This window comes from Amycolatopsis sp. NPDC114503, assembly GCF_055633655.1.
The window spans coordinates 176,002-195,947 of sequence record NZ_JBVKDT010000008.1; the positions used below are offsets into that span (position 1 = coordinate 176,002).

Annotated in this window: 22 protein-coding genes; 9 read left to right on the top strand and 13 right to left on the bottom strand. The window is 67.4% G+C overall.

Annotated elements, in window-relative coordinates:
• Positions 1-6: 6 nt before the first annotated feature.
• A complete protein-coding gene (locus ACZ7OI_RS31700; RefSeq protein WP_470268047.1) occupies positions 7-942 on the bottom strand; it encodes a sugar-binding transcriptional regulator in 936 nt (311 codons plus the stop codon).
• 185 nt (positions 943-1,127) lie between these two features.
• Between ACZ7OI_RS31700 and ACZ7OI_RS31705 the strand changes: the two genes are divergently transcribed.
• The 6 genes from ACZ7OI_RS31705 to ACZ7OI_RS31730 all read left to right on the top strand — a co-directional run bounded on the left by ACZ7OI_RS31705 (position 1,128) and on the right by ACZ7OI_RS31730 (position 7,051).
• Positions 1,128-2,135, top strand: coding sequence for a zinc-dependent alcohol dehydrogenase family protein (locus ACZ7OI_RS31705; protein WP_470267766.1), 1,008 nt, complete (start codon positions 1,128-1,130; stop codon positions 2,133-2,135).
• Positions 2,122-3,468, top strand: a complete 1,347-nt coding sequence (locus ACZ7OI_RS31710; protein ID WP_470268048.1) for an ABC transporter substrate-binding protein — start codon at positions 2,122-2,124, stop codon at positions 3,466-3,468. Before ACZ7OI_RS31705 ends, ACZ7OI_RS31710 begins: the two co-directional genes overlap by 14 nt.
• Complete coding sequence (locus ACZ7OI_RS31715) at positions 3,465-4,397, top strand: carbohydrate ABC transporter permease (RefSeq protein WP_470267767.1); 933 nt, start codon at positions 3,465-3,467, stop codon at positions 4,395-4,397. The genes ACZ7OI_RS31710 and ACZ7OI_RS31715 overlap by 4 nt, the downstream gene beginning before the upstream one ends.
• An 89-nt stretch (positions 4,398-4,486) precedes the next feature.
• A complete protein-coding gene (locus ACZ7OI_RS31720) occupies positions 4,487-5,275 on the top strand; it encodes a carbohydrate ABC transporter permease (protein WP_116201681.1) in 789 nt (262 codons plus the stop codon).
• 12 nt (positions 5,276-5,287) lie between these two features.
• Positions 5,288-6,370: an ABC transporter ATP-binding protein gene (locus tag ACZ7OI_RS31725; RefSeq protein WP_470267768.1), complete on the top strand. Its 1,083-nt coding sequence runs from the start codon at positions 5,288-5,290 to the stop codon at positions 6,368-6,370.
• A 111-nt stretch (positions 6,371-6,481) separates the two neighbouring features.
• Positions 6,482-7,051 (top strand): DUF3995 domain-containing protein, encoded by a 570-nt coding sequence (locus ACZ7OI_RS31730; protein ID WP_470267769.1) that lies wholly within the window; start codon positions 6,482-6,484, stop codon positions 7,049-7,051.
• A gap of 1 nt (position 7,052) precedes the next feature.
• Here the strand turns inward: ACZ7OI_RS31730 and ACZ7OI_RS31735 are convergent, their stop codons facing one another.
• The gene (locus tag ACZ7OI_RS31735; RefSeq protein WP_470267770.1) at positions 7,053-7,637 is read right to left on the bottom strand and encodes a TetR/AcrR family transcriptional regulator; all 585 of its coding nucleotides are present in this window, start codon (positions 7,635-7,637) and stop codon (positions 7,053-7,055) included.
• Positions 7,638-7,688: 51 nt separating this feature from the next.
• Between ACZ7OI_RS31735 and ACZ7OI_RS31740 the strand changes: the two genes are divergently transcribed.
• Positions 7,689-8,492 carry a class I SAM-dependent methyltransferase gene (locus tag ACZ7OI_RS31740; protein ID WP_470267771.1) on the top strand — a complete coding sequence of 268 codons (804 nt, stop codon included), beginning with the start codon at positions 7,689-7,691 and terminating at the stop codon, positions 8,490-8,492.
• 7 nt (positions 8,493-8,499) lie between these two features.
• On the opposite strand, the gene ACZ7OI_RS31745 is transcribed toward ACZ7OI_RS31740, so the two are convergent.
• The 3 genes from ACZ7OI_RS31745 to ACZ7OI_RS31755 are packed head-to-tail and all read right to left on the bottom strand — an operon-like array spanning position 8,500 to position 11,177.
• Positions 8,500-8,694 (bottom strand): ferredoxin, encoded by a 195-nt coding sequence (locus ACZ7OI_RS31745; RefSeq protein ID WP_116201635.1) that lies wholly within the window; start codon positions 8,692-8,694, stop codon positions 8,500-8,502.
• Between the two features lie 40 nt (positions 8,695-8,734).
• Positions 8,735-9,940 carry a cytochrome P450 gene (locus tag ACZ7OI_RS31750; protein ID WP_470267772.1) on the bottom strand — a complete coding sequence of 402 codons (1,206 nt, stop codon included), beginning with the start codon at positions 9,938-9,940 and terminating at the stop codon, positions 8,735-8,737.
• Positions 9,941-9,950: 10 nt separating this feature from the next.
• Positions 9,951-11,177 (bottom strand): cytochrome P450, encoded by a 1,227-nt coding sequence (locus ACZ7OI_RS31755; protein ID WP_470267773.1) that lies wholly within the window; start codon positions 11,175-11,177, stop codon positions 9,951-9,953.
• A 206-nt stretch (positions 11,178-11,383) separates the two neighbouring features.
• Between ACZ7OI_RS31755 and ACZ7OI_RS31760 the strand changes: the two genes are divergently transcribed.
• Together ACZ7OI_RS31760 and ACZ7OI_RS31765 are read left to right on the top strand one after the other, a co-directional pair.
• Positions 11,384-12,016: a TetR/AcrR family transcriptional regulator gene (locus ACZ7OI_RS31760; protein WP_470267774.1), complete on the top strand. Its 633-nt coding sequence runs from the start codon at positions 11,384-11,386 to the stop codon at positions 12,014-12,016.
• A gap of 46 nt (positions 12,017-12,062) precedes the next feature.
• Positions 12,063-12,701 carry a DUF4232 domain-containing protein gene (locus ACZ7OI_RS31765; RefSeq protein ID WP_470267775.1) on the top strand — a complete coding sequence of 213 codons (639 nt, stop codon included), beginning with the start codon at positions 12,063-12,065 and terminating at the stop codon, positions 12,699-12,701.
• Between the two features lie 3 nt (positions 12,702-12,704).
• On the opposite strand, the gene ACZ7OI_RS31770 is transcribed toward ACZ7OI_RS31765, so the two are convergent.
• From ACZ7OI_RS31770 to ACZ7OI_RS31805, 8 genes are all read right to left on the bottom strand, one after another.
• On the bottom strand, positions 12,705-13,553 hold the full coding sequence (locus ACZ7OI_RS31770) for a helix-turn-helix domain-containing protein (protein ID WP_470267776.1): 849 nt from the start codon (positions 13,551-13,553) through the stop codon (positions 12,705-12,707).
• Between the two features lie 140 nt (positions 13,554-13,693).
• Positions 13,694-13,933, bottom strand: coding sequence for a hypothetical protein (locus ACZ7OI_RS31775; protein ID WP_470267777.1), 240 nt, complete (start codon positions 13,931-13,933; stop codon positions 13,694-13,696).
• A 137-nt stretch (positions 13,934-14,070) separates the two neighbouring features.
• The gene (locus ACZ7OI_RS31780; RefSeq protein WP_470267778.1) at positions 14,071-14,823 is read right to left on the bottom strand and encodes an ESX secretion-associated protein EspG; all 753 of its coding nucleotides are present in this window, start codon (positions 14,821-14,823) and stop codon (positions 14,071-14,073) included.
• 13 nt (positions 14,824-14,836) lie between these two features.
• Positions 14,837-16,222 carry a hypothetical protein gene (locus ACZ7OI_RS31785; RefSeq protein ID WP_470267779.1) on the bottom strand — a complete coding sequence of 462 codons (1,386 nt, stop codon included), beginning with the start codon at positions 16,220-16,222 and terminating at the stop codon, positions 14,837-14,839.
• An 8-nt stretch (positions 16,223-16,230) separates the two neighbouring features.
• The gene (locus ACZ7OI_RS31790) at positions 16,231-16,857 is read right to left on the bottom strand and encodes a DUF3558 domain-containing protein (protein ID WP_470267780.1); all 627 of its coding nucleotides are present in this window, start codon (positions 16,855-16,857) and stop codon (positions 16,231-16,233) included.
• Entirely contained in the window at positions 16,854-17,282 is a 429-nt protein-coding gene (locus ACZ7OI_RS31795) for a hypothetical protein (protein ID WP_470267781.1), read from the bottom strand. The genes ACZ7OI_RS31790 and ACZ7OI_RS31795 overlap by 4 nt, the downstream gene beginning before the upstream one ends.
• Before the next feature lie 371 nt (positions 17,283-17,653).
• Entirely contained in the window at positions 17,654-18,520 is an 867-nt protein-coding gene (locus tag ACZ7OI_RS31800; protein WP_470267782.1) for an aldehyde dehydrogenase family protein, read from the bottom strand.
• Positions 18,513-19,946: an aldehyde dehydrogenase family protein gene (locus ACZ7OI_RS31805; RefSeq protein WP_470267783.1), complete on the bottom strand. Its 1,434-nt coding sequence runs from the start codon at positions 19,944-19,946 to the stop codon at positions 18,513-18,515. Before ACZ7OI_RS31805 ends, ACZ7OI_RS31800 begins: the two co-directional genes overlap by 8 nt.

Consider the following 19,946-nt stretch of genomic DNA (forward strand, 5'->3'; position numbering starts at 1 on the left):
CAGCACTCACGAGGGGTCCGGCAACGGCCTCGCGCGGGCCAGTTCCAGCAGTGGTACCGCCGCGGCGGCGTCGGTGACCAGCGTCGACACCAGGCCGGACCGCAGCACTGCGTCCACGGCTTCGGCTTTCGGGCGGCTGTAACCGATCGCGATCACCTCGGGGACCGCCATCAGCTCCTCGTGGCTGATCGCCAGCACGTGGTGCGCCAGTCCGGTGCCGAGCGAATTCCCGTCCGCGTCGAACAGCCGCGCGGCGACCTCGGCAGTCGCGCCCCTCGCGGCGATGGCGGCGCGTTCGGCCTCGTCCAGCGCGTCGTACACCGTCGATTCCCCGGCCTCCCACGAACCGATACTGACCACGGCCTTCGTGAGTTTTCCGAACTGCGCGAACGTTTCCGCGATGCCCGGCTGATGCCGCAGGATCTCCGTCGTCCGCCGGTCGGGCAGGACGAGCGGGCCGAAGATCGGGTAGGAATCGCCGCCGGACACCGACGTCACGCGGCTGACCGTTTCCACCGATCGGCCGCGCATGTCCATTCCGGCCTGCACCCCGCACAGCTGCACGATCGGGCAGCGCGGCAGCGTCCGGATCGCCTCGGTCATCGCGTTGACCGACCGCGCCCAGGACAGCCCGATGACGTCGTCCGGCGTCGCGATCTCCTCCAGCAGCCGGGCTGCCAGCGCGCCGACCTGCTTGCGGACGATCTCGCGCGGCTCGGTCTCGGATGCTCGTTCGAGCACGAGCACGCGGTCGAGCCGGTAGGCGCGGCGGAGGTCGTCGGACAGTTCGACGTCGATCGGCGCGGGCAGGTCGAACTCGATCCGCACCAGTCCGGAGTCGAGTGCCGCGTCCAGCATCCGCGCGACCTTGAACCGGCTCATGCCGAACTCGTCGGCGATCTCCAGTTTCGAGGCGCCCTGCACGTAGAACCGCCTGGCCATGGTCGCCAGCAGCAGCGTTTCGGTCAGCGGCAGTGGCCCCTTTTTCCTGCTCACATGAGCAGGATAGCGCAAAAATGAGCTTTGCCGGTTGACGGATCCGCAGGCAGGGGCCTGTAATGCCTACGCATGTTACCTACGGCATAAGTGAAAATCGCTCAAATGAGCATCTTGGAAGGTGATGACGCATGCGCGCCGCGATCGTGGACCGGCCCGGGGAGATCCGGGTCGGCGAGGTTCCCGATCCGAAGCCCGGGGAGCGTCAGGTCGTCGTGAAGGTGGGTGCCTGCGGGATCTGCGGCACGGACCTGCACATCGCCGACGGGCATTTCCCGCCGACCCCGTATCCCATCGTTCCCGGGCACGAGTTCTCCGGGGAGATCGTCGAACTCGGCGCGGACGTGCCCGCCGAGTGGAAGGTCGGCGACCGGGTCGCGGTCGACCCGTCGATCTACTGCGGATACTGCACCCCGTGCCGCTCCGGGCACGGCAACCTCTGCGCGAACTGGGCCGCCACCGGCGACACGGTCAACGGCGCGTTCGCCGAGTACGTCGCGGTGCCCGCCGACACCTGCCACCGGATGCCCGACTCGATGACCTGGGAACAGGGCGCGCTGGTCGAACCCGTTTCCTGCGCGGTGCACGGCGTGCGCCGGATCGGCGTGGAAGCCGGCGAACGCTTCCTCGTGGTCGGCGCGGGCACGATGGGCCTGATCATGCAGCAGCTCCTGCTCCGCGCGGGCGCGCACGTGACGATGGTCGACCGCAACGCCGCACGGCTGCCTCGCGCGACCGATCTCGGTGCCGCGGCAGTGGCTTCCGATGTGTCCGAATTGGACGATGAACGCTTCGACGCCGCTGTGGACTGCACTGGCGCGGCACCCGCCATCGAAGCCGCGTTCAACGCGCTTCACCGCGGCGGCCGGTTGCTCGTGTTCGGAGTCGCCCCGGCTGAGGCGCGGATTTCGCTTTCGCCGTTCCGCATCTACAACGACGAAATCACCGTCGTCGGTTCGATGGCTGTGCTGAACAGCTACGGCAACGCGCTCGACCTCGTCGCGAACGGCTACATCGACACCGAAGCGCTGATCACCGACACCCTTCCGCTCGAGCAGTACCCCGAGGCGCTGGCGAAGATGCGCAGCGGGTCCGGCCTCAAGATCCAGGTGCTGCCCGGAGGTGGTGGCGGTGCGTAAACTCCTGTGCCTCCTTGCCGCGACAGCGTTGTTAGTGACGGGATGCGCCGGAGCCGGGGCGCTCGGCACCGGCGGGCGGACACTGGTCGTCGCGATCGTGTCCAATCCGCAGATGAAGGACGCCATCTCGCTCAAGGGCGAGTTCGAGCAGGCCAACCCCGGGATCAAGCTGAAGTTCGTCTCCCTGCCGGAAAACGAGGCCAGGGCGAAGATCACCGCGTCCACCGCCACCCAGGGCGGCGAGTTCGACGTGGTGATGATCAGCAATTACGAGGCTCCGCAATGGGCGGCCAACGGCTGGCTGGAGAACCTCGAACCGCACATGAAGGCGACGCCGGGGTACGACGAGGCGGACTTCATCCCGAGCATCCGGCAGTCGCTGTCGTATGAGAACCAGATGTACGCGGTGCCGTTCTACGGCGAATCGTCCTTTGTGGTCTATCGCAAGGACCTGTTCCAGAAGGCCGGGTTGAACATGCCGGCGCACCCGACGTGGCAGCAGATCGCCGATTTCGCCGCGAAACTCGACGACAAGCAGGCCGGTGTCGCGGGAATCTGCTTGCGCGGCAAGCCGGGCTGGGGCGAAAGTCTCGCGCCGTTCACCACGATGGCGAACACCTTTGGCGGACAATGGTTCGACAAGGACTGGAACGCGAAGCTGACCAGTCCGGAGTTCACCCAGGCGGCGAACTTCTACGTGAACCTGCTGCGCGACCACGGCGAGGTCGGCGCCTCCAGCGCCGGGTTCACCGAATGCGGCACGAAATACGCGCAGGGCAATGCCGCGATGTGGTACGACGCCACGTCGATGACCGGCACCACGGAGGACCCGAAGACCAGCCACGTCGGCGGGAAGAACGGGTACGTCGCCGCGCCGGTGGAGAAGACGCAGGCGAGCGGCTGGCTCTACACCTGGTCGCTGGGCATCCCGAAGGTCGGCAAGAACAAGGACGACGCCTGGAAGTTCATGGCGTGGATGACGAACAAGGAATACGCGAAGAAGGTCGGCGAGACCTACGGGTGGAACCGGGTCCCGCCGGGCACGCGCAAGTCCACCTATGAGATCCCGCAGTACAAGGAAGCCGCGAAGGCCTACGCACAGCCCACTTTGGACGGTATCGCGGCAGCCAACCAGCAGAAGACGATGGTGAACCCGGTGCCGTACCCGGGCATCCAGTTCGTCGGGATCCCGGAGTTCCAGGACCTCGGGACGAGGGTGAGCCAGCAGCTGTCCGCCGCGATCGCCGGTCAGACCTCCGTCGCCGACGCGCTCGCGCAATCGCAGAAATACGCGGAATCCGTCGGAAAGTCCTATCAGGAGGTGCAGCGATGAGCACCCTCTCCGTCCCCGCCGGAACCGCGCCGGCGACCGCGAAGCCCGCTGCGAAGAAAGTGACCGGATCGACCGGGAAACGGCGGCTGCCGCTGCTGCCCGCGCTGATCTTCGTGATCGCGGTGACGCAGATTCCCTTCCTGCTCACCGTGTTCTACTCGTTCCAGTCGTGGAACCTGGTGCGCCCTGGCTCGCGGCATTTCGTCGGCTTCCGCAACTACGTCGACGTCTTCACCGACGCGACGTTCCTCGGCGCACTGCTGAACACGGTGGTCCTGACCGTGGTCTGCGTGTTCCTTTCGCTGCTGCTCGGGCTCGGGCTCGCCGTGCTGCTCGACCGGAAGTTTTTCGGTCGCGGATTCGTCCGCACGCTGCTGATCACGCCGTTCCTGATCCTCCCGGCCGCCGGTGCGCTGCTGTGGAAGACGACGGTGTTCGACCCGACTTTCGGGTTGCTGCACTTCGTGTTCGGCACGGACACCGACTGGCTTTCGCAATTCCCGATGGCCGCGGTGATGGCACAGATCATCTGGCAGTGGACGCCGTTCATGACGCTGCTGATCCTCGCCGGACTGCAGAGCCAGTCGAAGGAGGTGCTGGAGGCGGCCTCGGTGGACGGCGCGAGCCGCTGGCGCACCTTCGTGTCGATCACGCTGCCGCACCTGTCGCGCTTCCTGCAACTGGCCACGCTGCTCGGCGCGATCTACATCGTGAACAGTTTCGACGCGATTTTCCTGATGACGCAAGGCGGTCCGGGCACGGCCAGCACGAACCTGCCGTTCTACATCTACCAGCGCGCGTTCGAGGGCTTCGACATCGGACAGTCGTCCGCGATGGGCGTGGTGGTGGTCATCCTGACGATGATCGTGGCGACGTTCGCGCTGCGGCTGATGTTCCGCGCGTTCTCCGTGGACGGAGGAGTCAAGTGAGCACCGCAACCGCCACCGCCTCGCCCGCCGCGACCGACACCGCGCCGCCTCCTCGGCGGAAGGCCAAACGCCGCTACGGTCCGGGCACGCTGACCGTCGCGACCTGGATCATCGCGATCCTCTTCGTTTTCCCGTTGCTGTGGATGATTCTCACCGCGTTCAAACAGGAGAACGACGCCTACACCGACCCGCCGAAGCTGTTCTTCACGCCGACGTTCGACCAGATCTCCGGCGTGCTCAACAGCGGTTTCCTGCCGTACCTGGGAAATTCGGCGTTCGTCACGGTGATTTCGACGCTGCTGGTGCTGCTGCTGGGAATCCCGGCCGCGTACGCGCTGTCGCTGGCCCCGGTCAAGGGCACGAAGAACGCGCTGGGTTTCTTCCTGTCGACCAAAATGCTGCCGATCGTCGCGGCGATCATCCCGCTGTACGTGATCTCGCAGAACACCAATCTGCTGGATACTGTGTGGGCGCTGATCATCCTGTACACCGCGATGAACCTGCCGCTCGCGATCTGGATGATGCGGTCGTTCTTCCTGGAAGTCCCCGGCGAAATGATCGAGGCGGCGCGGATCGACGGGGCGAACCTCCCGACGCTGCTGCGCAAGATCATCATGCCGGTGGTCGCGCCCGGCATCGCGGCGACCGCGCTGATCTGCGTGATCTTCTCCTGGACGGAGTTCTTCTACGCGGTCAACCTCACCGCCGCCCGGGCCGGCACGGTGCCGGTCTTCCTGGTCGGCTTCATCACCAGCGAGGGCCTGTACTGGGCTCAGCTGTCCGCCGCCGCGCTGCTGGCCTCGCTGCCGGTGATGATCGTGGGCTGGATCGCGCAGAACCACCTGGTGCGCGGGCTTTCCATGGGCGCTGTCAAGTAAGGGAGAACGCAGATGTCCGCTGAAGTGATCTACGACAAGGCGTCGCGCGTCTATCCCGGAAACCCGGGCGTCCGCGCGGTCGACCAGTTGAGCCTCGAAGTGCCGGACGGCGAATTTCTCGTGCTGGTCGGTCCGTCCGGGTCGGGCAAGTCCACTGCGTTGCGGATGCTCGCCGGACTGGAGGACGTCAACGAGGGCGCCATCCGGATCGGCGATCGCGACGTCACCGACCTGCCGCCGAAGGACCGCGACATCGCGATGGTGTTCCAGTCCTACGCGCTGTACCCGCACATGACAGTCGCCGACAACATGGGTTTCGCGTTGAAATTGCGCGGTTTCTCGGCGGTCGACATCAAGAAGCGGGTCGACGAGGCGGCCACGATGCTCGACCTGTCTCGTTTCCTCGACCGCAAGCCGAAGGCGTTGTCCGGCGGGCAGCGGCAGCGGGTCGCGATGGGCCGGGCGATCGTGCGCGAGCCGAGCGTGTTCCTGATGGACGAGCCGCTGTCCAATTTGGATGCGAAATTGCGCGTCGAAACCCGGGCCAACATCGCGAAACTGCAGCAACGGCTTGGCACGACGACCATCTACGTGACGCACGACCAGGTCGAGGCCATGACGATGGGCGACCGGGTGGCCGTGCTGAAGGACGGCGTGCTGCAGCAATGCGACGCGCCGCGGTCGCTGTACGAGAAACCAGCGAACTCGTTCGTGGCCGGGTTCATCGGGTCGCCTGCGATGAACCTCGCGACGCTGCCGGTGTCCGACGGCGGCGTGCAGCTCGGTGATCTCGTGGTGCCGCTGCCCACGGCGGTGCGGACAGCGGCGGCTGGGTTGCCGGAGATCGTCTTCGGGATCCGGCCGGAGTCGCTGCGCCTGGTCGGCGAGGCGGACGAGGGCTTCGAGCTGGTGGTGGAGCTGGTCGAGGAACTGGGCGCGGACGCGTACCTGCACGGCAAGGTCGGCGACGACCGGTTCGTGGTCCGGGTCGACGGACGGACGCCGCCGCGGATCGGCGACAACGTCCGGGTGGCGTTGCGCGGCGAGGGCGAGACGCACGCGTTCGACCCGAAGACGACGCTGCGGTTGGGCTGAGCGGGAGTTGTCGGTGCCGGTTGTCCCGGCACCGACAACTAGCTCTCGCGGGGGAGGCGCTTCCCCCGCGCGTCCGATCCTTTCCGGCCCGGTTCGGGCGACGCTTGACGCATGTCGTTGAAGCAAGCCGAGTTGAGCAAATGGCCGGGTTACGTCGCCGCGGCCTGGGGATTGGCGTTCGCGATCCCCAGTTTCGTCTGGGCGACCGGCAACACCTTCGGCGCGACCTCGACGGTGTCGCCGTCGCTGGTCAAACTCGCGCAGGACCGGGTGCCGTGGTTTGTGGCTGTTCTGGTGATTACGGGACTGCTGAAGGTTTTCGGTGCCGTGATCGGCATCAGCCTGACGCGGCCGCGCGGCCAGTGGCTCAGCCGGACGATGGTGTTCTGCGGCGGTGGTGCGGCGATTCTGCTGACCTGGCACGGCGGGCTGTTCGTCGTGCAGGGCGTTCTGGTCAAGACCGGCGCCGTCGCCATCGACCCCGCGCTGTCCGACCTGATCAACTGGTATCTCTACCTTTGGGGCCCGTGGTTCATCGCTGGCGGTCTCGCGTTCGGCGGGGCTGTTGCGCTGTACGTCCGGCACCGCGCGGATCGAGGCACGCTGACGCGTTACGGGGTGGTCGGCGCGCTCGGTGCGTTGGCCCTGTCGGTGGCCGCGGTCGCGACCGGCATTGGGTGAGTCAGCGGAGGACTCCGGCGAGGACGGTGGCCGCCATCTGCCGCACAGCTTCCTCGCTGGGCGGCTCCCCGGTGCGATCGGCGAAGAGCAGATGGCCGGCTCCGATGAGCGTCGGAGCGAGCGTCCGCACGTCCGCGTCCGGAGCGAGCCGACCGAGATCTCGTTCCGCGGCAAGGTAATCCGCGAGCACGTTCGCCGCGTCGGTGGCCAGCGGAATCCCCGGGCCCGGCCGAGCGGCCCGGAGCCGGTGCCGCAGTTCGTCGCGGAAGGTGATCAGCGCGACGATCGACACCGCGACCGGCGAGAAGACTTCCGTGAGCACCTCGGCCACCGTCTCGACCAGGTCGCCGGTTCCGGCCCGCAGATCGTCCGCGCCGGCTTCGAGGCGATGGATCCGGTCGAGCACCAGCGCGGCGAGGAAAGCGTCGAAATCCTCGAAATGCCGGTGCAGCACGCCCTTCGCGCAATCCGCCTCGGCGGTGACGGCGCGGCTGGTGAGGCCGCTTGGGCCCTCGCGCAGCAAAACCCGTTCCGCGGCGTCGAAAAGCTGGGCGCGAACGTCGCGGAGATGGATCCCGGTGGGCAACTCGAAGGTCCTTTCTGGCCATAGTGGGCACTTGCCCACTATGGTGGGCACATGCCCACTTTACCTCGTCCCGAACCCCATCAGCACCGGACCATGGCGGAGTCGTTCGGCGTCGATCCCGAGCGCTACGACCGCGCCCGCCCGCGCTACCCGGACGAACTGGTGACCGCCGTCCTCACGGCGAGCCCGGGGAACGAAATTCTCGACGTCGGCTGCGGAACCGGCATCGAGGGGCGGCAATTCCACGCCCGCGGCGCCGTGGTGCTCGGCGTGGAGCCGGACGCGCGGATGGCGGAGTTCGCCCGGCGCGGTTTCCCGGTCGAGGTCGCGAAATTCGAGGATTGGGACCCGGCGGGGCGGACGTTCGACACCCTCGTGTCCGGGCAGGCGTGGCATTGGGTTGACCCGGTCGCGGGAGCCGCGAAGGCCGCGCAGGTACTCCGCCCAGGTGGCCGTTTCGCCGCGTTCTGGCACGTCTTCATGCCGCCGGAAGAAATTTCGCACGCGCTGGCGGACGCGTTGCGCCGGGCGATGCCGGATTCGCCGTTCAGCGGCAACTACCTGAAAAATCCCAGCGCCGACGCCTATCAGCCGATGCTCGACAAAGCCGCGGCCGGTTTGGCTGAGACCGGTGCGTTCGCCGAAGCGGAGTACTGGCGCTACGACTGGACGCAGGAGTACAGCCGCGACGAGTGGCTGGACCTGCTCGCCACCCAAGGCGGAGTCACCGTGGCGACGCCGGAGCAGCGCGACCAGGTGCTGGCTGAGGTCGGCACCGCGATCGACGCGCGCGGCGGCCACCTGACGACGAATTACTCGACCGCCATGGTGACCGCCGCCCGCTCGTCTTCGTGACCGCTGGTCACTCCTCCAGCGAAAGCGCCTGGCTCGGGCAGATGTTCACGGCCTCGCGCGCCTTCTCGATCAGTTCGCCGTCCGGAGTGTCGTTGAGGACGATGACCGTGCCGTCGTCCTCGCTCTGGTCGAACAGCGCGGGCTCGGTGAGCACGCACTGGCCGGCGCCGACGCACTTGCCGGTGTCCGCGATGATCTTCATGATGGCCTCTTCCTGGCTTGTGGTGGGAGCACTCTGATCTCTACCAGGTCACCGGCAACTGGTACAGGCCGAAGATCGTGGCGTCCTTCTTCACCGGCAGCTCGTCGGCAGGGAGCGTGCACGTGAGCGTTGGGATGCGGCGGAACAGCGTGTCGAACACGATCTGCAGTTCCATCCGCGCGAGGTTCTGCCCGAGGCACTGGTGCGGGCCGAACCCGAACGCGACGTGGTGGCGCGCGCCGCGTTCGAGGTCGAGCTTTTCCGGGCTCTCGAACACCTCCGGGTCCCAGTTCGCGGCGTAGCCCAGCACGAGCACGCCCTCGCCGGCCTTGATCGTGACGCCGCCGATCTCCACGTCCTCGGTCGCGACCCGCGCGGTCGCGCCTTCGACAATCGTGAAGTAGCGCAACAGTTCCTCGACCGCGAGGAGCGTCTTGCCCGGGTCGGCCTCGATCGTCGCGCGCTGCCCGGGGTTCTCCAGCAGCCCGACGGTGCCGAGCGAAATCATGTTCGCGGTGGTCTCGTGCCCGGCGACCAGCAGCAGGAAGGCGAGCCCGACCATCGCGTCGTGGTCGTACTTGCCTTCCTCGCGGCGCTTGACGATCTGCCTGCCGAGGAGGTCGTCGGCCGGGTCCTTTTCCTTCGCCGCGACGAGATCGCTGAGGTATCCGCGCAGCTCCTCGGACGCCTGCTTGCGATCGTCGACGCTGGTGCTGCGGCGGATGAGCGCCATGGTGCGCTCTTGGAAGTAGTCGTGGTCGGCGTACGGGACGCCGAGCAGTTCGCAGATCACCAGCGACGGCACCGGCAGCGACAGCTTTTCCACCAGGTCAGCGGGTTTCGGTCCGGCGAGCAGGTCGTCGATGAGGCCGTCGACGATCTCCTGGATCCGCGGCCGCATCGCCTCGACCCGCTTCACGGTGAACTCGCCGAGCACCTCCCGGCGGGCCTCGCCGTGCTCGGGCGCGTCCATCCCGATCATGGCCTTTTGCTTGGTATTGGTGAGGATCGCGGCCCCGCCCTCGGCCAGGAACGGGAAATTGGGCAGGAACCGGTCGGAGGAAAACCGGCGGTCGCCGAGGATCTGCCGCGCTTCCTCGTGCCGCGCGGCGACCCAGGCCTGCTTGCCGCCCGGGATCTGCACGCGGTGGAGCGCGCTTTCCTCGCGCATCCGGACGTACTGCTCCGGCTGAGCGAAGGGACAGGTGCGGGCGACCGGCATGCGGAGTTCTTCAGTGGCAGTCATCGTTTCCCCTTCACCAGGTCACCGGGAGGCAGTACAGCCCGAAGACGCCGGAGTCGTGTTTGAACGGCAACTGGTCGACCGGCGCGGCGAGACGCAGCGTCGGGATGCGGCGGAAGAGCGTGTCGAACACGATCTGCAGTTCCATCCGCGCGAGGTTCTGGCCGAGGCACTGGTGCGCGCCGAAGCCGAACGCGACGTGGTGCCTGCCGCCGCGGGTGATGTCGAGCCGCTCGGGCTCGGGGAAGACGTCGGGGTCGAAGTTCGCCGCGTAGCTCAGGCCGAGCACGCCTTCTCCCGCTTTGATGGTAACGCCCGCGATGTCGACGTCCTCGAGCGCGACGCGGGTGGTGGCGAATTCCGCGATGGTGAAGTAGCGCAGCAATTCCTCGACGGCGTCGAGGGTTTTGCCCGGATCCTCCTTGATCGCGGCGAGCGCGTCCGGGTTCTCGAGCAACGCGACGGTGCCGAGCGAGATCATGTTCGCGGTGGTCTCGTGCCCGGCGATGAGCAGCAGGAACGCCAGCGACACGAGGTCGTCGTGGACGTAGTCGCCCTCCTCGCGCTTCTTCGCGATCTGACGGCTGAGCAGATCGTCCGCCGGTGCGGTTTCCTTTGCGGTAACCAGATCGGACAGATAATTCTGCATCGCTTCAACCGACTTGCTGCGTTCTTCAAGCCCTGTTTCGCGGTTGAGGAGCCGCGAGCTGTGCTTCTGGAAGAACTCGTGGTCGGTGTACGGGACGCCGAGCTGTTCGCAGATCACCAGCGACGGCACCGGAAGCGAGAGCGCGGACACCAGGTCGGCGGGCTTGTCGCCGGCCAGCATCGCGTCGATGTGCTGGTCCACGATCTCCTGGATGCGCGGCTGCAACGCCTTCATCCGCTTGACGGTGAACTCGCCGACGACGCTGCGCCGTGCCGGTCCGTGCTCCGGCGCGTCCATCGCGATCAGCGACGGACGCAACTTCGGACGGCGTTGCTGGCCGTCCTTGAACAGGACCGGGAAGCCGGGGTTGAACCGGTCTGAGCTGAACCGCGGGTCGTTCAGCATCGCCCGCAGGTCCTCGTGCCGGTTCAGCACCCAGGCGCGCTGACCGCTGTGTTCGAGTTCGACATAGTGCGCGCGAGCGTCGCGGAAACGGTCGTAGCCCGGCGGCGGCGCGAACGGGCACGTCCGCTTCATCGGGAAAGCGGCCTGTTCCGGCTGGGTGCGGCTGGGCTGGGCGACTTCGGTCATCTGAACCCCCTGTGGTGGGTTTGCCCCGTTACGGAATGAATGTGGAGGATTACATTCCGGTTCAGTGCCCAAGGTACCGAAGTGGAGGATCGCCGTCCACTAGCAACGGGGTGACAATTGCTGTCCGGCCCGGCTGGCCGGCAGGCCCCCCGCAGTTGGCCGGGCATGCGAGAATGCGCGCCAACCGGAAGAGGGAAGGCCGGGTTATGAGTGCAGACCCCGAGACGCCGCTGCGGGCGGACGCGCAACGCAACCGCGACCAGATCATCGCCGCCGCTCGCGTCATTTTCGCCAGCCATGGTCCCGAGGTCCCGATGGAGGAGATCGCGCGCGCGGCAGGCGTCGGCGTGGGCACCCTCTACCGGCGCTTCCCGGACCGCGACGCGCTCATCCGCGCGGTGGCGGTGGACAACTTCGCGGGTGTGCTGGAGAATGCCAAGCGGCTGTCGGTGGAGGCTCCGTCCGCGTGGGAAGCGCTGGTGCAGTTGCTGTACCACGGTGCGGAACTGCAGTTGTCGATGCAGTTGGCCATGGTGTCGCAGCGGGCGCACGAAATTCTGAAGGACGATCCCGAGGTTGCCCACCTGCGCGAAGCGGTGCTGCTCGAGGTCGACCGCCTGGTGGTCCGGGCGCAGGCCGAGGGGGCGTTGCGGAAGGACGTGGGCGCGGGGGACGTCGCGGTGGTTTTCGCGCGCATCGTGCGGCAGTTGCCCGCCCATCGGCTGAAGTCCCCGGAGCTGGCGACCGCCCGCAGCATCGCCATCATGATCGACGGTCTGCGAGCCGGTCCGGCCACTCCGTTGCCCGGGCGTCCGCTCGGCAAGGAAGAATTGATCTGACCCTTTCTTCGGACGCGGCGGGCCGTCCGGGGTTGCTCCGATAGGGGTGATCACACAACGGGCCATCGGGATCCGGGCGGGGACGTCTTATCTCGTGAAAGCCGGTGCGGAGCCGCCGGAAAACGCGAGAGGGGACGAGATCATGAAGAACATCCGCCGAATTGCCATCGCTGTCGCAGTCGCCGGGGGCGCTGCCGCGGTCTTCGCCGGGACGGCCGGAGCCACGACCGCGAGCTCGGACTCGTCGGCGCTTCCGTGCACCGCGAACCAGTTCAGCACCAAGCTCGTCTACGGCGGGGCCGGCGCGGGCCAGCGTCAGGCTGCGCTGCAGTTCACCGCGAACGAGGGCGAGCGGTGCGTCCTGTCCGGCCGGGCCGACGTCAACCTGGTCGGCGCGCACGACGTCCTGGTCAACAATGAGGCGCCTGCCGACGCACCGCCGGTGCTGATCGCGAACGGTTCGTCGGCGTACGTGCCGCTGCACTGGACCGCGATCGGGTCCGACGACGAGCAGCAGACGCCGAACGCGGTGACCGTGACCGCTCCGGCGGACTCCAACCCGCACGGCGACCCGATCGACCCGAACGTGACGGTGGACTGGACCTTCGGCGCGGTGGACGCCGGCGCCGACAGCCACACCATCGACGTCGGCGCGCTGACCGCCGGCGAAGCGCCTGCGGCGTAAGGACTATCCGGGCGGGGCTGCGCGGGTGAGGGAATCGAGGACCCGCAGCAGCACCGCCCGGGCGGCGTCGCCCTCGGCCGCGACTGTCCACAGTAGATCCGCGACCTCGTGGTACGGGTCGGCGTCGCTCGCGATGTGCTCGCCCTCCGGGGTTTCGACCATCGCGACGTCGTCGACGACCCAGAAGTCCGCGGTGACCGGATAGGGCAGGACGACGTCCGCGGGGATGATGCCGAAGCGGATGTTCGGGGTGCCGAGCAGCGCGAGCAGCTTGTGCACCTGGGCGATCATCACCTCGTGCGGCGCGTTCGGATAGCGCAGCGCGGCCTCGGAGGTGAGCAGTTCGATGGTCCGGCCGGGTTCGTAGAGGATCTGCTGGCGCTGCATCCGCGCCCGGACCGCCTCGGTGATGTCCTGGGCACCGCCGTGGATCCGGGCGTGGGCGAGCAGCGTATGCCGTGCGTACTCGGGAGTTTGCAGTAATCCGGAGACAATTCGCAGATCGACCGCGCGAATTCGTAGCGCGCGAGCCTCTCTGGCTATGGATTCCTCTTGTCTGGCCCGATGTCCGTCCCGGACTTTGTCTTTCCAGCTGGCGTGCGCGTCGCGGACTCCGACGAGTTGCTCCCGCAGCTGTTCGGCCAGCTCCGGCGGCCCGCCGACGGCGGAGATCCAGGCGTCGAGGTCGTCGTCGCCGACGGTCTGCCTGCCGTTCTCGATTTTGCTGACCTTGGGCGCGTTCCAGCCGATGGCCTTGGCGAAATCCTTTCCAGTCTCGTAGCCCGCGTCGACCCGGAGCCGGCGCAGGCGGTCGCCAAGCTCTGCCCGGCGTTTCTCGAAACTGGTAGGCACTCGCCCTCGCTATCGCATGCGGAATTCCTCGAACCCGATGGCATCTTCCCACACCTGGGGTCGAGTTTCGAGAAATCCTGGGCGACTAGTGCGTCTGAATCGCCGGGAGACCTTGCCTTGGCTGCGCGGGTTCGTCGTGCTCAGGCTTCCTGCGGGAAGAACTTGAGCAGGCCGGCGGGGATTTCGACGGCTGTTTCGGAGTCCGGCATACCGCGTTCGTGCAGCTGCCGCAGCGCCTCCTCGTCGGTGACCCGGTAGCCCTGGACTACGAACGTGCCGCGATTGGTGCGATAAGCGTTGGGGCAGTTGCCGCCCGCGCTGGTGGTTCCGAGGAACTCGAGGGCGAGCGCTTCTTCGGGCTGAGCGGGGTGCAGGGTCATGCGGAGTCCTCCTGACGTGCTGGCGGCGCCTGAACCGGACACGGGGTGTCGAAATTTCCCCAATGACACATGTTGGCAGAGAATTTCGCGAAAGGATAGAGTCGTGGTGCGAAATGTTGCCGCGTCGTGGTCCTGGTTCAGCTGAGTTCGGCCAGCGTCAGCGCCAGCGCGTCGACGAGATGGGAGCGGGTGCCGGAGTAGACGTTGATCTGCAGCCCGCCGGCGCCGTCGGGGCTGACGAAACTCAGCACGCGTCCGCGCCCGGTGAGATCGATCGCGGACAGCGGCGTGCTGTGCGTCCGGCTGCCGTCCGGCCCGCGGACCGCGACGTGCATCAGGTGCACCGCGTCGCGCCGGGCCCGCATCAGGTGCCGCAATTCGTCCGCGCTGGCCGACGATTCGGCGAGCGGATCGGCGGACGCGCTGTCGTAGTAGTCCTTGGGCACCTTGAGCGGCCGGAGTTTCGCGGGATCGCAGCAGGGCAGCAGATCGACCAGGCTGGCGCCGATGTCGCGCGGAGAAACAGGTTCGAGCTGCACGGACCGGTTGTCCGTCACGAGCCGCACCGCCTCCCGCCCGGCCGCCGCGACGAGAATCGCCCCGTTGTCCCCGCGACGGTTGCCGAAATCGCTCCAGGAGTACACCTCGCGCCGGGCCTCGGCGAGAAGTTCGAGAGTGTCGCGCAGCCGCGGGCTGGGCGCGCCGCTCGCCGCGAGGCCGAACCGGGCCAGCAGTCCATACGACTGGATCCGGAGCTTCTCGGAGAACTCGTCGGTCATGAACATCGGCGCGTGCTCGACCACGATGGGCGGGTCGCCGAGTTTCTCGTGGCTCCACACGGCGAGGAACGCCAACCGCGGCATCCGGACCGGTCTCTCGAGGATCGGCATCGTGGCGACCCCCTTAGCCGCCGATGGTCGGAGGGGTCGGAGGCAAGCCGGTGCGGGGGTCGACGGTGCGTTCGCCGTCTTCGTCGGTGAGGGAGAAGGCGGAGTCGGTTTCGAGGCCGTATTTGCGGCGGTGTTCTTTGGAGTCTTCGTCTTTGCCGCGGGTTGGGGTCGCTCCGCCTATGCCTGGCGCGCCTCGGGAACCTTGGGCACCGCTTGTGCCGCGGGAGGTGTTGCTTGCCGCGCGGCCTTCCTCGCCTGCGCCGGTTCCTTTTCCGGTGTCTGGTCGTGCTGGACTGCCCGTTCGGCTGCGGGTTTCGGCGTCCCCGCCAGCCCGGCTGCTTCCGCCTCCGAGATTGCTCGCGTTTCCCCGTCCGCCCTGGACGGGAATTCCGCCGACTGGTCCCGACGTGGTGCCGCTGCTCCCAGGTTCGCCGGTGCGAGGTGTGACGGTGGGCGAATCCCCGGCGGCTGCTGGATCCGGTCTCCATCCGGAGGTCGCGGTCTGATCGCCGGTTCTCGGCCGCGGTGCCACGCTTGGCCCGGGTTTCTCGCCGGACCCTTGCGCTGGGGCGGCTCCCGGCCCGCTTACCGGTGGCGCGGAGGTCGGCGGCGGCCTGTCCGGTGGTGTGGAGGCTGACGGCGGCCTGTCCGGCGGTGCGGAGGCCGGCGGAGGTCCGTCCGGCGGTGCGGAGATCGGCGGAGGCCCGTCCGGCGAGTGCCCAAAGCTGCGAGGTTTCGGGAAATGCGGTGCCGTGTCCGTTCCTTGCCGCGCCTTCATCTGAGAGCCGGCTGTGGTGCTCCGCCCGCCGAAATCGTCGAGCCGTCCGTAGTCGGTTTGCAGCTGCTGGCTGCCCGTGCGGGCGTGCTGGACGTAAGCCTGATAGCGGTCGACGTTCTGCTGGGCTACCGCGTTGTAATGGCTGATCTCCCTCTCCGCGTCGGTCTCCCATGGAGTGGCCCGATCGAGAAAGGTCAGGTGCGGCGGCTTGTCCGGCATCGGCTGCAGGGAGGTTTTCATGGCGTCGAACCCGTGCGCGACGTCGGACAAATTGGCGCCGTTGGTGGTGTAGATCGCCGCGGACACGGACGCGATCTCCGCCAAGGCCCGAATCCGGGTCTGCGCGGCGTCCGCGGCCCGGCCGGTCCAGGCGGATTCCAGGCCGGCGCTCATGCGGGAGACCAGGTCGCTGGCCTCGTGGTGCTGGCTGCTGAGCTGGGCGGCTTGACTGGCACCCTGGTGCCAGACAGAGGTGCCTGGTCCGGTGAGCACCTTCTGAGCCAGCTCAGGAGCAGGTATGGCTTCGGCACCGGCGTCGCCGTGGAGGGCGACGGAGTAGAACTTGCCGAGATCGTCGATATGTTCGCCGACCCAGTGGCCGACGTCCTCGAGAATCTCCACGAAGCCCATCACGAACCCGCCCGTTGCCGAAGATTGGCGATGACCATGTCGGCGACCTTGGCGGTCAGCTCGCACGGGTCGGCTTTTCCCGCTTTGCTGTTGCCGAGGTTCAGCGCTGTATCGACGGTGTAGTCGTCCGCGATCCCCACGCTGACGTCGCAGGAATCATCAACGCCGACACCGGTGTAAATCGAGAACGCGACTGCGGGGAATCCCTGGACCAGCGGAAGCTGCCGCCACGTTGTCGTCTTGGGTCTGGTGTTCTGATAGACCGAGCTCAGGCCCTGGTGAGTGCGGATGTCGTAGAAAACATTCAGCCCGGCACCGGAGTCTGGATGGTCCCACCGGCAGGCTGGCCCGGTGGCCGGGAGGTTTTCGGATTTGGGCGGATTCGTGGCACCGAGGATTTCTTTGAGCTGCCCGGCGGTCAGCGCGTCGTGGCAGGGGTCGCCGGACAAGACCGACGACGGCAGGGGCCGGTCCACCTTCGGTGCTCCTGCGTAGGGCAGGGAAGCCGCCGCTGGCGACGGTGCTGAGGAGGCGGGAATCGCGGGAGCGTTGCCTCCCGAACAGCCCGCGGCGGTAACGACCGTGCCGACGGCGACGAGCAACCACGCTGGCGATCGGCGGTTCATCCGGCGAAACCCGTCGGGTCACCGGTCGCTTTTACCTCGGCCGCCGCGGTTTCATCGGAACTTTCGGTGATCCCGAGCGCTTGCTCCAGCTTCCGGACAAGCTCGTTCGCGTAGCCGCGCATGTGGTCGACATTCGTCAGGCCCGCCCTGAACGCGCCGTCGTCGGAGCCGTTGCCGGTCAAGCGCCTGTTGTAGTCGTTGCTCGCTGGCTCGTCCGCGGGCGGAGTCAGCCTGGCCAGGTACCTCGCGTGGCTCCGCATGTCGTTGAACTGATCGCGAGCCTGTTTGGCCAGGTTGAGCATGCTTCGGGCGTCGTCGCGGCTCATGGTGAAGCCGGGGCCGGGCGGTGCCGCTCCGGTGTCGGTGATGGTGAAGGTGAAGTCCGGCAACCAGTTCTTACCTGCGTCAGCGGCAGGCTGGTCCATGTCCTCGCCCTCCCCAAGACACGGCGGACATTTCGCGCAACGGTCGGTTCGGTGCCTCGCGGCGCTATTCACCGTAACCGATGGGGTGCGATAAGTCGTGGGGGTCGAACGGACTCTCAGGAAATCGGCAACTGATTCGCGAAATTGGGAGAATGCGACTGCGAGGAGGCGAAGCAGCTGCGGAAATCTTTGTGCGAAAAAACGGCGATACGGCTCGCTGGGCGTAGGGCGGTTCACTCTACTCCTTCTTGATCGGCCGCCCAACCTAAGTGCAGAGTCTGCCCTCCGCGCAATTTTTCGGAACGGTGGTAAACAAAGACCGCCGTTCCGGGGTTAACCGGAACGGCGGTCTGGGTGAACTCGGATGGGTGTCAGACGCCCATGGGGTGCCAGACGGTCTTTGCCTCCAGGTAGCGCCGAAGGCGGGACAGGTCCGGCTCGGCGGTCCAGTCCGGTTCGGCGTCGGGGACGGACAGGACTCGTTTCACGGTCCCGGCGGCCTCCTGGGCCAGGGCGACGCGGTCCTCGGGCGTGGCACCGGTCGGGTCGAGGGCGTTGACGTCTCCGTGGGAGGCCAGCCACGGGCCCAGTTCCGCGGCTCGGCCGGTGAGGATGTTGGCGGTGCCGCCGGGGACGTCGGAGGTGGCCAGGACCTCGGACAGCGTGATGGCGGGCAGGGGGCGGTCCGCGCTGGAGACCAGGACTGCTGTCGAGCCGGTGGCCAGGACGGGGGCCAGGACCGTCACCAGGCCCAGCAGGGACGACTCTTGCGGCGCCAGGACGCCGACGACCCCAGTGGGTTCTGGTGTGGTGAAAGAGAAGTACGGGCCGGCTACCGGGTTGGCGGCGCCCAGGACCGACGCGATCTTGTCGGTCCAGCCCGCGTACCAGACCCAGCGGTCGATGGCGGCGTCCACAAGGGACTCGGCCTTTTTCGCGGCGACGCCTTCGCTCGCGGCTACCTCGGCGGCGAACTGGGCGCGGCGGCCTTCCATGACCTCGGCGACCCGGTAGAGAACCTGGCCGCGGTTGTATGCAGTTGCCGACGACCAACCTGGGAACGCCTTGCGGGCGGCGGACACCGCGTCGCGCAGATCCTTGCGCGACGCGTGGGCCGCGTTGGCCAGGAAGGCGCCCTTGGAATCGGTGACGGGATAAACCCGGCCCGATTCCGAACGCGGGAATTTTCCGCCGATATAGAGTTTGTAGGTTTTCGCCACCGAAATTCGGTCAGACATTGAGGTAGGCCTCCAAACCGGTGCGTCCGCCTTCGCGGCCGAAACCGGACTCCTGGTAGCCGCCGAACGGGGCGGCGGGGTCGAAGCGGTTGAACGTGTTGGCCCAGACAACGCCTGCCCGGAGCTGGTTCGCCATCCACAGAATGCGCGAACCCTTCTCGGTCCAGATGCCCGCGGACAGCCCGTACGGCGTGTTGTTCGCCTTCGCCACGGCCTCTTCGGGGGTGCGGAAGGTGAGGACCGACAGCACGGGCCCGAAGATCTCCTCCCGCGCGATTCGCATCGACTGGTGGACTTCGGAGAACACCGTCGGCGCGAAGAAGAAACCGCGGTCCGGCACCGGGCACGGGCTGGTCCAGCGCTGCGCGCCTTCCGCGTCGCCGGATTCGACCAGGCCGCGGATTTTCGCCAGCTGCTCGGCCGAGTTGATGGCGCCGACGTCGGTGTTCTTGTCCAGCGGGTCGCCGAGACGCAGCGTCGAAACCCGGTAGCGGAGTTTCTCCATTACCTCTTCGGCAACCGACTCCTGCACCAGCAGCCGCGAGCCCGCGCAGCAGACGTGGCCCTGGTTGAAGAAGATCCCGTTGACGATCCCCTCCACCGCCTGGTCCAGCGGGGCGTCGTCGAACACCACGTTCGCCGCCTTGCCGCCGAGTTCCAGGGTCAGCTTCTTGCGGGTGCCCGCCACGGTGCGCTGGATCAGCTTGCCGACCTCGGTCGAGCCGGTGAACGCGATCTTGTCGACGTCCGGATGCTCCACAATGGACGCTCCGATGTCGCCGGCTCCCGGCAGGATGTTCACCACGCCCGGCGGCAGCTCCGCCTGCTGGCAGATCTCGGCGAACACCAGCGCGGTCAGCGGCGTGGTCTCGGCGGGCTTGAGCACCACCGTGTTGCCGGTGGCCAGCGCCGGCGCGATCTTCCACGCCAGCATCAGCAGCGGGAAGTTCCACGGGATCACCTGGCCCGCGACGCCGAGCGGCTTCGGGTCCGGGCCGTAGCCCGCGTATCCGAGCTTGTCCGCCCAGCCCGCGTGGTAGAAGAAATGCGCGGCCGCGGTGGGCACGTCGGAATCGCGCGACTCCTTGATCGGCTTCCCGTTGTCCAGCGTCTCCAGCACCGCCAGCTCGCGGGAGCGTTCCTGGATCAGCCGCGCGATGCGGAACAGGTACTTCGCCCGTTCCGTGCCGGGCATTTTCGACCAGACCGACGTGTACGCCTTGCGCGCGGCCTTGACCGCGGTGTCTACATCGGACACTGACGCGGTGCCGACCTCGGCGAGGGTCTCCTCGGTGGCGGGGTTGATCGTCTTCAGCGGTTCGCCCGAGCCGTCGACGAATTCGCCGTTGACGAACGGCTTGTAGTGCTCTTTCAGATTGGCCAGAGCGCGCGATTCCGGCGCGGGCGCGTATTCGAAGATGCCCAT

Coding starts and splice junctions, on each gene's coding strand:
- ACZ7OI_RS31700 (WP_470268047.1), bottom strand. CDS start 942: ATGGCCAGGCGGTTCTACGTGCAGGGCGCCTCGAAACTGGAGATCGCC.
- ACZ7OI_RS31705 (WP_470267766.1), top strand. CDS start 1,128: ATGCGCGCCGCGATCGTGGACCGGCCCGGGGAGATCCGGGTCGGCGAG.
- ACZ7OI_RS31715 (WP_470267767.1), top strand. CDS start 3,465: ATGAGCACCCTCTCCGTCCCCGCCGGAACCGCGCCGGCGACCGCGAAG.
- ACZ7OI_RS31725 (WP_470267768.1), top strand. CDS start 5,288: ATGTCCGCTGAAGTGATCTACGACAAGGCGTCGCGCGTCTATCCCGGA.
- ACZ7OI_RS31730 (WP_470267769.1), top strand. CDS start 6,482: ATGTCGTTGAAGCAAGCCGAGTTGAGCAAATGGCCGGGTTACGTCGCC.
- ACZ7OI_RS31740 (WP_470267771.1), top strand. CDS start 7,689: ATGCCCACTTTACCTCGTCCCGAACCCCATCAGCACCGGACCATGGCG.
- ACZ7OI_RS31745 (WP_116201635.1), bottom strand. CDS start 8,694: ATGAAGATCATCGCGGACACCGGCAAGTGCGTCGGCGCCGGCCAGTGC.
- ACZ7OI_RS31750 (WP_470267772.1), bottom strand. CDS start 9,940: ATGACTGCCACTGAAGAACTCCGCATGCCGGTCGCCCGCACCTGTCCC.
- ACZ7OI_RS31755 (WP_470267773.1), bottom strand. CDS start 11,177: ATGACCGAAGTCGCCCAGCCCAGCCGCACCCAGCCGGAACAGGCCGCT.
- ACZ7OI_RS31760 (WP_470267774.1), top strand. CDS start 11,384: ATGAGTGCAGACCCCGAGACGCCGCTGCGGGCGGACGCGCAACGCAAC.
- ACZ7OI_RS31775 (WP_470267777.1), bottom strand. CDS start 13,933: ATGACCCTGCACCCCGCTCAGCCCGAAGAAGCGCTCGCCCTCGAGTTC.
- ACZ7OI_RS31780 (WP_470267778.1), bottom strand. CDS start 14,823: ATGCCGATCCTCGAGAGACCGGTCCGGATGCCGCGGTTGGCGTTCCTC.
- ACZ7OI_RS31790 (WP_470267780.1), bottom strand. CDS start 16,857: ATGAACCGCCGATCGCCAGCGTGGTTGCTCGTCGCCGTCGGCACGGTC.
- ACZ7OI_RS31795 (WP_470267781.1), bottom strand. CDS start 17,282: ATGGACCAGCCTGCCGCTGACGCAGGTAAGAACTGGTTGCCGGACTTC.
- ACZ7OI_RS31800 (WP_470267782.1), bottom strand. CDS start 18,520: ATGTCTGACCGAATTTCGGTGGCGAAAACCTACAAACTCTATATCGGC.
- ACZ7OI_RS31805 (WP_470267783.1), bottom strand. CDS start 19,946: ATGGGCATCTTCGAATACGCGCCCGCGCCGGAATCGCGCGCTCTGGCC.